Here is a 12572-nt window from a genome sequence, read left to right on the forward strand (position 1 = left end):
GTGGAGCGGGGCGAGTCGAGGCGGGGTGATCGTTCGGGTCAGCTCAGCCGCATCCCCTCCGCAGAGATCTCCTCGATGGCGGCGGAGCGAGCGGCGGGTAGGCCCCACCGCTCGCGTGCTGTCTCCACTGCGAGCTGGGCTTGCCGCGCGCCGGGCGGGCCCCATCCCAGCAGGGCGGCTGCCTGGGCGGGGGTGGTGAGCAGGCGGGCGAAGGGGTGGCCGGTGGCGGGGTCGACGGCGGCCGGCCCGATGGCGGTGACCCGAGCGGCCAGGCGGAGCCGGGCGTTGGGCCCCACGCCGCCGTAGACTTCGCCGGTCTTGTCCAGCACCCAGCCCAGTCGCACCGGATCGGTCAGGGTGAGCTGGGCTTCCTCGGCGGCTTCGCGGTGCAGGGTGTCCTCGGGCGCCGCGTCGGTCGTCTCCACGGTGCCGCCGGGCAGCATCGGCAGCGCGCCCCGCGGGCCAGGTGCGACCACGAGGACCACGCGACCGTCGGGGACGAAGCACCACGCCCAGGCTTGCTGCACGGGCAGCCGCCCAGGGATGGGGCCGCGGTTGAGAGGGCTGTCCCACAAAGGCCGGTAGCGGACGTGTACGTCATGGCGGTCCAGCGCCGGGACATCAAGGATGTGCCGACCGTCGGCGAGGTGCGCGGTCGCGGTGTTCCCGAGCCGGGCACGGTAGGCGGCGAGCATGATCTGCCCGTCCACGGGTCGCAGCCGCTGCACCGCGTCCCGGGTTTCCAGGAAGACGAACTCGGACAACTCCCCGCGCGGCAGGCGGATCGCCTCCACCTGGTCGGGGGTGAGGGTTCCTCCGTCGAAGACGAACCGGACCTCTCCGGGGCAGGGCGTGCCGGGCTGAAGGTCGGGGTGGTGCGGGGAGAAGGAGTGGACGGCGAGCACGGCCGACAGGGGCAGGTCCGCCAGGCCCAGTTCCTCGGCGATCTCGCGCCGGCAGGTGACGTGCGGGTGTTCGCCGGGTTCGACGACGCCTCCGGGCAGCAGCCACGAGTCGTCCTTGCGGTAGGTGGGGTGCACCAGCAGGACCCGGCCGACCTCGTCGGTGATGATCGCGGCAGCGCCGAGCCACGCCGCATGCCGGGAAGCGGCGTACTGCGCTGCGGGCAGAGCCGCGTGCGGTGCGACGTGATTCGAAGGGGAGGCGGGAGAGGTCACGTGGCTCGGCCTTTCGACAGGGTGGACGGGCGGGTGCACCGCGCGGACGGGGGAGCGGGGATCAGGCGGTGCCGCCGCTCATCCGGCGCTGCAGCTCCCACAGGGTTCGGAACAGCCCTGGCTGCTCGGTGAGTTGGGCGTAGGTGCCCTCCTGGACGATCCGCCCTTCGTCCAAGACCACGATCCTGTCGGCGACGGCCACGTTGGTGAGGCGGTGTGTGATCAGCAGGATGGCGCGGTCCTTGGCCAGCTCGCGCAGACCGGCGAAAATCCGGTGCTCGGCGCGGGCGTCGAGGGCGGCCGTGGGTTCATCCATCACCAGCAGCGACGCCTGCCGGTGGAACGCGCGCGTCAGGACCAGGCGCTGCCACTGCCCGCCAGAGAGCTGCTGTCCGCCGAACCACTCGCTGGTCAGGAGGGTGTTCAGGCCCGAGCGGAGGCCCGGCAGCATCTCCGCGGCGCCGGACGCCTCGCAGGCGGCGAGCAGGGCCTCGTCGCTGGTGTCGCCCTGCCCGAAGGTGATGTTGTCGCGCATCGTCAGCGGCAGGTACGTGAACTTCTGCGGCACCAGCGCGACGTGCTCCCACGACCCCCACGGGTCCAGGTCCGCGGTGGAAGCGTGATCCCAGGCCACGTCGCCCTCAGTGGGCAGCAGCAGCCCGCACAGCAGGCGCGAGAGGGTCGTCTTGCCGGAGCCGTTCTCCCCGACCAGCGCCACGATCTCCCCGCGCCGCACGTGCAAGGAGACGTTGCGCAGGCTGTCCTTCGGGGCGCCGTCGTAGCGGTAGGTGACGTCGCGGACCTCGAAACGCTCCGGGGCCGCGGTCACGGGCGCGGTGCCGCGGGAGTCGGTCATGGCCTGACCGTGGGCGTTGTCGAGGAAGTTCTGCCAGTCCTGCACGTACCAACCGGTGCGCACCAGGCGGGCCCCGCCGTTGATGATGCCGCGCACCGAGCCGGTGGCGGTCTGGAGAGCGAAGACGGCACCGCCGCCGGCCGCCAGGCTCATCCGCCCGGAGGCCAGGAGCCACAGCAACGCCGCCCATACCGCGGTCGAGGCGATCCCGCCGGCCACTGCTCCGGCCAGCCCCATCCATGCCCCGGTGTTCGCGGCCATGCGTTCGGCCGCGTTGACCGAGGCGGCCAGCCGCCGGTACCGGCCGATCAGGAAGGGACCGGCCAGGCAGGCGCGCATCTCCTCACTGGACTCCATGTAGGCCATGTGCCAGCGCAGCTTTCCCAGCATCCGGCGCCGCCCTGAAGTCTCCAGCCCAGCGAGGTAGATCACTCGGGCGGAACGAACATAGGCAGTGGCCTGCGGCAAGCACGCGAGGAAGAGAAGGGGAAGGAGCACTGGGTGCAGGACGGTCAGGACGGTGGCGCCGGCCGCGAGCGTGGCGGTCGCCGCGAGAACGTCCTGCGCTTCTTCGACGAGGTCAGGGGTCACCTGGGCGCCACGGTCGGCGATGTCGTAGGCGTCGTTGTAGCCGGGCTTATTGTTGGCGGCCAGTTCCGCGCCGAGCGCGGCCTCGAGCATCGTCAGCTCCGCGGCCCGGCCGAGCACCGGGCGCAGACGGCCGGTCAGCCAGACGACGGTGATACCCAGCAGCGCCCGCAGGCCGGTGGCGGCGGCGATCACGGCCAGCTGCGGGGCGGCGTCCCACAGCCGCTCCGTGATGTCGCCCGAGGAGACCAGCGCGGTGATCGTGCCCGTGACGGCCAAGAGGCCGAGGGCTGCGAGGACGCCGGTCCCGATCTGGCAGGCGAGGAGCCCGGCCGTCGCGACCCGGTCCACCCGCCAGGCCATCTTCAAGGAGCGCAGCACCAGCGCGGGCAGCCGTCGCGCCATCGTGATGGTCGTCATCTGCGCACCGGCCTGGAGCCTGGACGTGTCCCGATACAGGAACTCCTCCTCCTGCGCCGAGCTCGCATCGTCCGCAGGACTCGCCTCCGAAGCACCTGCGCTCGCCTGTGCGGCTGTGCTGCTTGAGGTCAACGTGGTCCCCCTATTGGTTGGTCGCGGCTGGTTCGCGAGGCTCAACGACTCAGCCGGGATATCGAACACGTGTGTTTCGGTCGGATGTGGAATCCCGGGGTGGAGCGGGTGGCGGAGCGTGGAGGATGCATCGACCCGCCTCCTGCAACAGAAGTGCGTGGATCGGGCGTTGGCCGAAACGCCGAGGGTGTGCCTTGTGGTGCGCGATCCCGGTCTCCGGGTCGGTGTGGCAACACGCGACAAGATCGGTTGAATGTCAGGATCGGCGCCTCCTGACCCGAGTGATGGGAGCGTCGACGCGCACCGGCGTAGGCCCAACTTGTAGAGTGCGAACCTTCTTGTACGCCACGTGTCTTCTATGGAGCTGACTGTGTTAGCGCTCGTTGCTCGTATCCGAGCAGTCGGTCATGGAGAGCTTCGCTCTCAGGCTGGTGTGGAGGTGACCTGTGGCGATCAGTGATTCGGATATCTCGGGTGTCCTGGCCGCCTACCTTGAGCGCTACCCCGAAGATGCCGGGCAGCTGTCCGAGCCGTTGCGGCTCCTGGCTCAGGGCGGAGACTTTGCCTCGCGGCGGAGTTTCCCGATGCACGTGACCGTTGGCGGGCTCCTCGTCCGTGACGGCACCGAGATCCTGCTCATCGAACACCTCGCGTATGGGATCACCCTGCAGCCTGGCGGCCACCTTGAACCGACGGACACCACACTGGTAGACGCGGCGGTGCGTGAGTTGACGGAGGAGACCGGCATCGACCCCTGCCAGGTCTTTCCTGTTTCGTCGGCTCCCGTCTACATCGAGTACGGCAGAGTGCCGGCCCGACCGAAGAAGGACGAGCCAGAGCACTACCACCTGGACATCGGTTACGCCTTCACGACGTCTCGCGCCGAGATCGGGTGCATTCAGGAGTCCGAGGTGACTGGGGCCGGGTGGTATCCGATGGACCTGGCCGAGCGTCTTGTCGGGCACCGCATCGCGCGTGCGGTCAGCACACCGGCCCAGGCTGGCTAACCCAGGCCCTCGGTAGAAGCGGCTGGCGGGCCCAGGGCGCGCTGGTCGGGGGTCTCGCTTCGTCGTTCGTCTTCCTGCCGAACGGGTCGCGGGAGTCGTGACGGTCGAACCCTCAGCGGATGTTGGCCGCGCCGTGGGCGCGCTCATTCGAAGGAGGGTTTGCTGTCGCGGCTTCGCTTGAGCTCGAAGAAGCCGTCTGTCGCGGCGACCATGACCAGGCCGTCCCAAAGCTGTCCGGCGGCTTCACCGCGGGGGGCCTTCCTGAGCACGGGGCCGAACAGAGCCGTTCCGCCGACGCGGAGAACGGGTGTCCCGACATCGAGGCCGACCTCGTTGAACGCCTCGTCGTGCGAGGCCCTGATGAGCTGGTCGAACTCCGTGCTCGTAGCGGCTGAGGCCAGCGAGAGGGGAAGGCCCGTCTCGGCGAGTGCTTCGGTGATCACGGTGGGATCTTCGCGCCGCCTCTGATTGTGAAGCCGGGTGCCGATAGCGGTGTACAGCGGGCCGAGGACGTCGCGGCCGGCGTGTTCAGCGGCTGCTGCGCAGACCCGCACCGAGCCCCATGCCTTCTCCATTAGTGCGCGGTAGTCGTCGCTGAGCCCCTTGTCCTCGCGCTGTTCGAGGTTCAGATAGGCCAGCGACATGATCCGCCAGTCAGCGCGAACCGGTCGGACTTGCTCGACTTCCAGGAGCCAGCGCGAGGTGACCCATGCCCAGGGGCACAGTGGGTCGAACCAGAAGGCGGCCTCGTCGAGTTCCGGTTGTTCGTTGATCATTGTATTGAGCGCCGTCCTCTCTCAGATCGGTTGTGTAAATGCCTCATCTGTCAGGTGGTTAGAAGTCGAACAGCCCGGTTTGGACGGGCAGGTTGAGCTTGGCCTTGCGCCCCGCGGTCTTCACCAGAGCCGCGAGGTCGTTGAGTTGTGCGCTCTCGTCTGCGGCGCTGATGAGTTGGAGGAACACTTGTGCGGTGACGTCGACGTCGGCATAGGCCCTGTGCCGGTGCGTCGGCTGCTTGATGCCGAAGTGCGCGAGCAGTGTGTCGAGCTTGTAGTTCGGCAGCCCCGGGATGAGGTGCTTGGCCAGCGGGATCGTGTCGAGGAAGTCGGTTCGGGCCAGCGTGGGGCAGTGCTCCGCCTGGTTGTGGATGACGTTGGCTTCGGTGGCCGCGTGTTGAGCCACCAGCAAGTACGAGTTGCCGGCCGTGAGCCGTCGATCGAGCGCCCCGAGTGCCTCGGCCGGGGTGGGGGCCTGATGAAGCTGCTCGGCGGTCAGGCCGGTCTGCGCTGTGTCTGCTGGTGTCACTGGGGCGAACGCGGGTGGCCGGATCAGGGACGCAGTGCGGCCGGTCTCCTTCCACGCGCTGTCCTCGTAGCGCAGTGCGAGAGCGGCGACCTCGATTGGTTGGGCCGGGTAGCCGGTGGGGGTTGTGGTCTCGAAGTCGATGACCACGAACGTCGTCGCCTGGAAGGCCGTGTCCTTGGTCAAGTCGCCCATGTGGTCACCGTTTTCGTGGGTTCTGTGGTGCCGCCGGCCCCGGCTTGCGTCCGCGTCGAGCAGAGCATGCCCGAGCGCCGGCTGCCGGGACGTGCGTTCACCGGCTGATGAGGTCGGCGACAGCCTGGGTGGCGGCCTCCAGGTCCGGGGCGTTCCAGTGGTGCTCGCCCGTCCAGGTCTCGCTCAGGGAGCGGTAAAGGTCCGTCATCACCGGTAGGAACTCGGGCGGGAGAGGCGTCGGCTGCGGCCACTGGCTCCTGGGCACGCCGTCGGCGATCAGCCTGCCGACCGGTACCTCGTGCCCGTTGTCCATGTACCAGTCCCGCAGGACCTGTTTTCCGCAGTGCACGCCGTTGAACATCAGGCGGCTCTCGTCCGGCGTGCCGGGGCTGTCGGCGAGCACCAGACCCGCGTCGCTCGCCACCAGGTACTCGACCTTGCCGTCGCAGTGGCTCAGTCCGAGCCCGTGTGCGTGCCGGGTCAGCACCTCGTTGACCTTGGCGGTGATCTCGTGCATGGCGTGGAACTGCTCATCGTCCAGGCCAGCGAGGCGCTGGGCCTCGGAGGAGGCGATGAACCGGTTGACGGCGGTCCGCGTCGTCGCGTACTCGATGAGCGGTTGCTCCAGCGTCTCGCCGACCGCCGGGATCGCACGGAGACCGATCTCGGCCGGTGTCAAGTCACCGGTGGCCAACCGCCGGTGGACGGAGCTTCCCGGTGGCAGCTCGTTGCGGAAGAGGACCTGGAGGGGGATGAGATAGTTGCCGCGGCTCGGGGTGAGGGGGCGGGCAGCCAGGTCCGGGAGGCGCGCGAGTGTGAACTCGATCCGGTTCGGGGCGATGAACCGGCGGAAGTGGGTTCGCACGCCGGCCTCTTCCAGCATCGTGAAGTTGACGACGGCCATGCGGCAGATCGCTTCGCCCTTGCCGGGGATCGGGGCGGGCATCCGGCCGTAGTGGAAGACGGTGTAGTGGTCGGTGTATTCGAAGATGCCGACGCCTTCCCTCGTCGCGGTCGGTGGTTCGACGACGTGCAGGTTCTTGGTCGAGTTCAGGACGGGCATCATGCTCCTCTGGGCTGACGGCGTCGCGCGGTCATCGGGTGTGATCTGCGGGCCGGGGCATCGCCGTGGCCCCGGCGGAGGCCGTTCCGGGTTCGCTGGGTCGCGCTCTGCCGCGCGGTATCTGCGTCCCGGTTGGCGAGGCGGCGCTCTCGGATGCCTCTTCGGCGACGGGGGCCAGGTGGCCGTCGATCACGGTGATCACGTGCATGCCCGCCGCGCGGGCGGAGGCGATGCCGTCGGGGGCGTCGTCGACAGCGAGGCAGCGACCCGGTGCGATGCCCAAGCGGCGGGCGGCCGTGAGGAACACCCCTGGGTCCGGCTTGCCGTGTGTGACGTCTTCGCGTGTGACGACGGCCGCGAAGGCTTTTTTCAGGTCCAGGGCATCGAGTCCCGGGTCTACGAGCCGTCGGCTGGCGGCCGACGCAACGGCGCAGGGCAGCCCGGCTCGGCGGGCCCTGTTCAGGAGCGTGACGACGCACGGGATGGGCGTGATCGTGTGCACCGAAGCCAGCAGATGGGTGCGGCTGTGCCGGATGATCTCGTTGTGGGGCAGCGTCTGGCTGGCGGGCAGCACTGCCAGGAGGTCGTGGATGGATAGGCCGACGTGCCGGCTGTACCAGTCGGGGTCTAGGGCGACGCCGTACGGCTGCAGGGCCGCGCGCAGTGCGTCCTCGTGCCCGCGCCTGGTGTCGGCGAGGGTTCCGTCGAAGTCGAGGACCAGGGCCTCGACCTTCTTGTCGATCGCAGGCACGCAGCTCCCTGCAGCGCGCCCGCCGGAGCAGAGCGGTGGCCGGGCGGCCGTCCTCATGCCGCCTCCGCGGCGGTGCGCTGCCCGCAGCACATGCACGCCGCGCCCGGGCCCTGCCACGGCTCCACCAGGCAGCTCAGGCCGTCGCCGGCGCCTTGAATCCAAGCCCGGATCTGCTCGGCCGCCTCGTACTCGTCGATGTGGCGCCGGTCCACGACCCGGTAGCGGACCGGATCGGTGGCGGCGAGACGCTCGAAGAGCGCGCACGCCTCGCGCATGAAGTCGGCCTGCTCGCCGGTGAAGACGCATCGGTCACGTCGCTGCGCGCGCTCCAGGGCCTTCGAGGCGTCGTCGGTGACGAGGATCGTGAGGTCCGGCAGCGGCCGGTAGGAAGAGGCGAGGTCGAGCAGGGCGATCGCCGTCTGGAGGGCGGCGTCCGGGTCGTCGGGCTGCAGCAGCAGCGCCTGGCACACCGCGGTGGTGTCCACGCTGCGTCCCTCGATGACGGCGAGCCCGCCGGACAGCGAGGGGAGGACAGTGTCCAGGTCGTGCCGCTTGATGGCCATCAGGAGCAGCGCCTCGGTCATCGGTGTGCCCCCGCGCAGGAACGGGTCCGGCACGCTGGCCTCATACAGCGCGCGGAGCAGGGCTCCGCCCAGGCCAGGGCGCCCGTTCGCCCACTCGGAGAACTCGTCCAGCATCAGCGGCTTGGTCTCAAGGGTTTCGACGGCGCGGTTGGTGAGGTACGTCTTGCCGACTCCGTTGAGGCCCTCGGCGGAGATCAGCGGGCCGCGGCTGCAAGGGGGCCCTATCGGTGTGATCGTCATGCTGCGGTATCCCTTCGGGGACGAGGCCGGCGGGCCGGCGGGAGCACTCCGGGCGGCGGGGGGCTTCGGGGAGTTGGTCACTCGCGCCATGCGACGGCCTCCCGGGTGATGACGGCGGCGTAGCGGTCGAACACCGCTTCGTCGTCGCGCTCGGTGAGTACGAGAGCGAGGGTGCGGTCCAGGATCTGGGCGGCACCGCGGCACGGTGTTCGGTCGCCGCTGGCGAACATGGGCCGGGTGTCGCACGGCACCAGGCGGAAAGCGCCGGTGGAGCTCGGCACTCCCAGCTGGGCGAGGTACTCGGCGAAGGCCCTGGGATTCGGCAGGCCGATGTGCAGGAGCGGGGCGTAGTGGTTCCACGTCTCGTCCGTCGCCGGCTGGAGAGGTGTGAGACCGGGGGCGCCCTCCAGGGCGTGGAGCAGGTAGGTGGTCTGGGCGCGGCGGCGCTTGAGCAGGGCCTGGAATCTGCGCAGGTTGGCCTGGGCGAGCGCAGCGAGCGGCTCGGCCAGGCGGCCGTTGAGCGCGAGCCGTTCCTGGGGTCGGCTACCGGGCGGGGGCTGGAGCCAGTGGCTGCGGAAGGCCCGGGCGTGGGCGGCTAGAGCAGGGTCGTCGGTCAGGACGAAGCCGCCCTCACCACTCCAAAGGATCTTGCCGTCCTTCATGCTGAAGCACCCAGCCGCGCCGACCGTTCCAGCCGTGACGCCGGCGCGCGACGTCCCCGCGGCTTGGGCGGCGTCCTCGACGATGGTGAGCCCCCGCTCGGCGGCGAAGGCTCGCAGGCTGGCCGGGTCGCCCATCCTGCCCCACAGGTGCACCGGGACGATCGCCTTGGTCCGGGCCGTGACCTTGGCGGCGGCGTCGGCGTAGTCCAGGTCGAGGGTGTCGGGGTCACTGTCGACGAACACAGGGGTGGCGCCGAGCTGTACGACCGGTGCGGCGGTCATGACGACGGTGAGGGCCGGCACCAGGACCTCGTCGCCTGGCCCGACACCGACCGCGGACAACGCGGCGTGCAGCGCCGTCGTGCCGGAGGACACCGCGACCGCATGACAGCTGGCGAACGCCTGCGTGAGGTCCTGTTCGAACCGGGCAGTGAACGCGTCGCCGGCGGGGTTGGGCATGCTGGCCAGCGCGACCAGCATGCCCTCGCCGAGACCCTCCGCCGGGAAGAGCGGTGGCAGGCCGGTCACGGTGCCTCCCGGGCGAGGAGGCGGGGCATGCCGAGCACGAGTGGTCCCATGTTCACGCAGTCCCGGGAGAAGTGGGGGCAGTCCGTGCACGCCGGACGGCCGGCGAACAAGGTCCGCGCGTCGGCGCCGACGATGGTGCGCTGCTCGCCGGGCGGTGTGGCGGCGATCCGCCGGTCGGACGGGCAGTCCCACAGCGAGCCGTCGGGCTGAATGAAGAACAGCTGGGCCCCGCCGAAGCAGTCCGCGACCCGGCCGCTGTCCTGGGTGGCGATCGAGGCGACGAACTGCCGCATGTAGGCGGGGTCAGGGAGCGTGAGCCCGCGGGGGTCCTCCTGGAGGTGGCGCAGTTGGTCCTCGACCGCGGGGACGTCCTCGGGGGTGTGGCACCGCTCGGCGAAGAGCTTGTGGTCGGGCGGGAGGGAGATGGGCTGCGGGACGTAGTAGTCGACGCCGACTGCGGAGGCTAGTCGGGCGACGTCGGTGATCTCCTGGGGGCGGTCGCGCATGACCACGGTGTAGATGCCGACCCGGGGGCCCGGCCCGGAGCCTCGCTCGTCCAGCAGGGTGCGGATGCCGGCCAGGACCTCGCGGTGGCCGACCCGGCCGGACCGGGAGGGCCGCAGCCGGTCGTTGGTGGCCGCGTCCGCGCTGTCGAGGGATACCGAGACTCCGTCGACCCCGAGCTCGACGAGTCGCCGGGCGATGCCGGGCCGGGTGAGCGGCACGCCGTTGGTCGCGACGACGACCTGGCATCCGGCTTCCTTGATCGTCTTGATCAGGCTGAGGGTGGGCAGCCAGTCCAGCGGCTCGCCGCCGGCGAGGATGACCCGTTCGACCGGCGAGCTGGCCAGGGTCTGCGCGAACGCCTCCATGACGGTGCGGTCGAGGTCGCGTACGGGGATGTGGGACAGCATGCCCAGGCCCTCGGGGAGGGCCTTCTTGTGCTCGTCCAGTTCCCCGAAGTAACAGTGCGGGCAGCCGAAGCTGCAGGGGGAGCGCAGGGCCCACAGCAGGGTGATGTCACGAGGCATGGTCGACCTCCCGGTGCGCCACGAGGGCGCGGACGGCGTCCTCGACGGCCTTGCCGGTCTCCTCCGGGCCGTGCCCGGTCACGTCGAGCACGGTGAAGCGGTCGGGCTCGGCGGCGGCCAGCTCCCGGTATAACTGGTCGGTCTGCTCGATCACCTCCAGTGCGCTTGCCGGGAGGGTGCGGCCGATCCGGGCGGCGAACCGGGCCGTGCACACCTCGCGGTCGCCGGTCAGCAGGAGTGTGGCGTCCGGCATCGACCGCCACTGGCGGGCGGTGGCCAGGATCTGTTCAGCCACCGTCCGGGCGGGCGTGGCCCGGTGCTCGGCGTGCAGGATCGCCCCCTGGCACACAGCCACGCTGTCCACGCCGCGGTCCTCGACGATCACGCCCACGCCGTCCAGCAGCTCGGGGGTGAGGCGCTCGACCTCACGGAACTTCAGCGCCAGCAGCGCCAACGTCTCCACGACCGGGTGCCCGGTCCGCAGGCAGACGTCCCCTTCCGAGGCTAGGGCGGCGATTACCTGGCCGGGCAGGGTGTCGGCGGCCTGGTCGGTCAGCTCGTCCAGCCGCAGGCACCGCGAGCCGAGGGACGCGGCCGTCGCCCGGACGGCGGTGGTCTTCCCGACCCCGTTGATGCCCTCCACGCTCACCCACAGCGGCCGGCCCGGTTCCTCCCAGGCGCGGCGGGGCCCGGGAACCGCGGTGGCGGTCATGCCGGCCTCCGGCACACGAACAGCAGCTCGGTCGCACGGTCGGGCACCGCCACGGAAGACACCGTGTCCAGCAGTGCCTTCGGCACCCGGGCGGCCAGGTCGCGGTACCAGTCGACCGCGTCGGTCCCGTACCGCTTGGCGAGCTCGACGGCCACCTCGTCCGGCTCGGGTGGCAACAGCCCCATCACGTCGTCCACGACCAGGCCAGCGGCCTCGACGGCGTGGACGACCTCCTCGCGAGACCACTCGTACACGTGGACGCGGTACTGAAGCGGGCGCGGCGGCGGCCCGAACGCCTGCGGCGTGGACAGGTACAGCACTCCGCCGGGGGCGAGCGCGGTCCCCGTGGAGGCCAGGCTCTTCACGCCGAGCTCGTACGGCAGGTGCTCCAGCGCCGAGGTGTACAGCGCGACGTCGAACGGCGGCAGCTGCGGCCACGGGTCGGACACGTCGCACTCGACGAAGTCGACGGGGAACGGGCTGCCGTAGTTCTGGCGCAGGACGGCGAGCCGTGTGCTGGCCTCGGCGAGGTTGTCCGGGCTGATGTCGAGGCCGACGTAGCGGCCGATCTTCGGCGCGTACCGGTGCAGCAGCGGCAGGGCCAGCCCGCGCCCGCAGCACACGTCGAGCACGCTGGCGCCGTCCGCGCACCGCTCGGTGACGATGAGGTGCTGCATCAGGTTCATCAGGCCCGACGGCTTCGCCTCACCGAGGCTGAGCGCGGTGTAGAAGTCGTCCATCTGGTTGGTGCTGTACGGGCCGATCATCGGCGTACCCGGCCGGGTGCGGTACTGCTCGTCCTGTTCAGCGCCCATGCTGTCCCTCCCAGGGGAAAACGATCCAGGTGTCCTTCAGCGAAACGGTGTAGTCGATGACGCGGTGGGGCTCGGCCTCCTGCACCCAGTTGGCCCGGTTCACGGTGAGGACTGCGGTGCGCACCCGGGCAGGGCCGAGGCCGCGGATCATGTCCGCCGTGTAGGCGAGGGTTGCGCCGCTGCCAGCGATGTCGTCGACGAGCAGCACGTCCAGGCCCATCAGGTCGCCGAGCGACGCGGCGTTCCGGGCTGTCGGCAGCGTGGTCTTGGCGGCGTTGATGCCGTCACTGGTGGTGTGGGTGACCTCGACGGTCCGCACGTCGCGGATACCGAGACGATGGGCGAGCCACACGGCCGGGATCATGCCGCCGCGCACGATGCCCACTACGGCCTGCGGCACCCCGGCGGCCGTCACCTGCTCAGCGAGGGCTTGTGTTGCGGCGCCGATGTCGTCCCACGTCAGATAGGTGGGCCGGTCAGCGGCGTGCGTCAACGGCGTGGCCATCTG

General features: G+C 70.4%; 13 protein-coding genes. 1 reads left to right on the forward strand and 12 read right to left on the reverse strand.

Translation table 11 applies throughout. The features are described from left to right. Positions 1 to 38: 38 nt before the first annotated feature. Together VXC91_RS14820 and VXC91_RS14825 are read right to left on the reverse strand one after the other, a co-directional pair. Complete coding sequence (locus VXC91_RS14820) at positions 39 to 1178, reverse strand: NUDIX hydrolase (RefSeq protein WP_329507709.1); 1140 nt, start codon at positions 1176 to 1178, stop codon at positions 39 to 41. A gap of 61 nt (positions 1179 to 1239) precedes the next feature. Further along, on the reverse strand, positions 1240 to 3174 hold the full coding sequence (locus tag VXC91_RS14825; RefSeq protein ID WP_408057388.1) for an ATP-binding cassette domain-containing protein: 1935 nt from the start codon (positions 3172 to 3174) through the stop codon (positions 1240 to 1242). Between the two features lie 446 nt (positions 3175 to 3620). Between VXC91_RS14825 and VXC91_RS14830 the strand changes: the two genes are divergently transcribed. Next, positions 3621 to 4181, forward strand: a complete 561-nt coding sequence (locus tag VXC91_RS14830) for an NUDIX hydrolase (protein ID WP_329507712.1) — start codon at positions 3621 to 3623, stop codon at positions 4179 to 4181. A gap of 143 nt (positions 4182 to 4324) precedes the next feature. Here VXC91_RS14830 and VXC91_RS14835 read toward each other — a convergent pair whose 3' ends face one another. The 10 genes from VXC91_RS14835 to VXC91_RS14880 form a co-directional block, all read right to left on the reverse strand. Further along, positions 4325 to 4957: a mycothiol-dependent nitroreductase Rv2466c family protein gene (locus VXC91_RS14835; protein ID WP_329507713.1), complete on the reverse strand. Its 633-nt coding sequence runs from the start codon at positions 4955 to 4957 to the stop codon at positions 4325 to 4327. A gap of 58 nt (positions 4958 to 5015) precedes the next feature. Next, positions 5016 to 5678, reverse strand: coding sequence for a 3'-5' exonuclease (locus tag VXC91_RS14840; protein ID WP_329507714.1), 663 nt, complete (start codon positions 5676 to 5678; stop codon positions 5016 to 5018). Positions 5679 to 5775: 97 nt separating this feature from the next. Continuing rightward, positions 5776 to 6744 (reverse strand): phosphoribosylaminoimidazolesuccinocarboxamide synthase, encoded by a 969-nt coding sequence (locus VXC91_RS14845; RefSeq protein WP_329507715.1) that lies wholly within the window; start codon positions 6742 to 6744, stop codon positions 5776 to 5778. 28 nt (positions 6745 to 6772) lie between these two features. Next, positions 6773 to 7492: an HAD family hydrolase gene (locus tag VXC91_RS14850; RefSeq protein WP_329507716.1), complete on the reverse strand. Its 720-nt coding sequence runs from the start codon at positions 7490 to 7492 to the stop codon at positions 6773 to 6775. A gap of 53 nt (positions 7493 to 7545) precedes the next feature. Beyond that, positions 7546 to 8316 carry a dTMP kinase gene (locus VXC91_RS14855; protein WP_329507717.1) on the reverse strand — a complete coding sequence of 257 codons (771 nt, stop codon included), beginning with the start codon at positions 8314 to 8316 and terminating at the stop codon, positions 7546 to 7548. 77 nt (positions 8317 to 8393) lie between these two features. Next, on the reverse strand, positions 8394 to 9506 hold the full coding sequence (locus VXC91_RS14860; protein ID WP_329507718.1) for a DegT/DnrJ/EryC1/StrS family aminotransferase: 1113 nt from the start codon (positions 9504 to 9506) through the stop codon (positions 8394 to 8396). Further along, positions 9503 to 10537, reverse strand: coding sequence for a radical SAM protein (locus VXC91_RS14865; protein ID WP_329507719.1), 1035 nt, complete (start codon positions 10535 to 10537; stop codon positions 9503 to 9505). The genes VXC91_RS14860 and VXC91_RS14865 overlap by 4 nt, the downstream gene beginning before the upstream one ends. After that, positions 10527 to 11249, reverse strand: a complete 723-nt coding sequence (locus tag VXC91_RS14870) for a dTMP kinase (RefSeq protein ID WP_329507720.1) — start codon at positions 11247 to 11249, stop codon at positions 10527 to 10529. The genes VXC91_RS14865 and VXC91_RS14870 overlap by 11 nt, the downstream gene beginning before the upstream one ends. Then, positions 11246 to 12064 (reverse strand): class I SAM-dependent methyltransferase, encoded by an 819-nt coding sequence (locus VXC91_RS14875; protein ID WP_329507721.1) that lies wholly within the window; start codon positions 12062 to 12064, stop codon positions 11246 to 11248. Before VXC91_RS14875 ends, VXC91_RS14870 begins: the two co-directional genes overlap by 4 nt. Next, positions 12054 to 12569 carry a phosphoribosyltransferase gene (locus VXC91_RS14880; protein ID WP_329507722.1) on the reverse strand — a complete coding sequence of 172 codons (516 nt, stop codon included), beginning with the start codon at positions 12567 to 12569 and terminating at the stop codon, positions 12054 to 12056. Before VXC91_RS14880 ends, VXC91_RS14875 begins: the two co-directional genes overlap by 11 nt. Positions 12570 to 12572: the final 3 nt, after the last annotated feature.

Origin of the sequence: Streptomyces chiangmaiensis, assembly GCF_036281785.1 — a bacterium.
Classification (GTDB): domain Bacteria; phylum Actinomycetota; class Actinomycetes; order Streptomycetales; family Streptomycetaceae; genus Streptomyces; species Streptomyces chiangmaiensis.

Coding starts and splice junctions, on each gene's coding strand:
- VXC91_RS14835 (WP_329507713.1), bottom strand. CDS start 4,957: ATGATCAACGAACAACCGGAACTCGACGAGGCCGCCTTCTGGTTCGAC.
- VXC91_RS14840 (WP_329507714.1), bottom strand. CDS start 5,678: ATGGGCGACTTGACCAAGGACACGGCCTTCCAGGCGACGACGTTCGTG.
- VXC91_RS14845 (WP_329507715.1), bottom strand. CDS start 6,744: ATGATGCCCGTCCTGAACTCGACCAAGAACCTGCACGTCGTCGAACCA.
- VXC91_RS14855 (WP_329507717.1), bottom strand. CDS start 8,316: ATGACGATCACACCGATAGGGCCCCCTTGCAGCCGCGGCCCGCTGATC.
- VXC91_RS14865 (WP_329507719.1), bottom strand. CDS start 10,537: ATGCCTCGTGACATCACCCTGCTGTGGGCCCTGCGCTCCCCCTGCAGC.
- VXC91_RS14870 (WP_329507720.1), bottom strand. CDS start 11,249: ATGACCGCCACCGCGGTTCCCGGGCCCCGCCGCGCCTGGGAGGAACCG.
- VXC91_RS14875 (WP_329507721.1), bottom strand. CDS start 12,064: ATGGGCGCTGAACAGGACGAGCAGTACCGCACCCGGCCGGGTACGCCG.
- VXC91_RS14880 (WP_329507722.1), bottom strand. CDS start 12,569: ATGGCCACGCCGTTGACGCACGCCGCTGACCGGCCCACCTATCTGACG.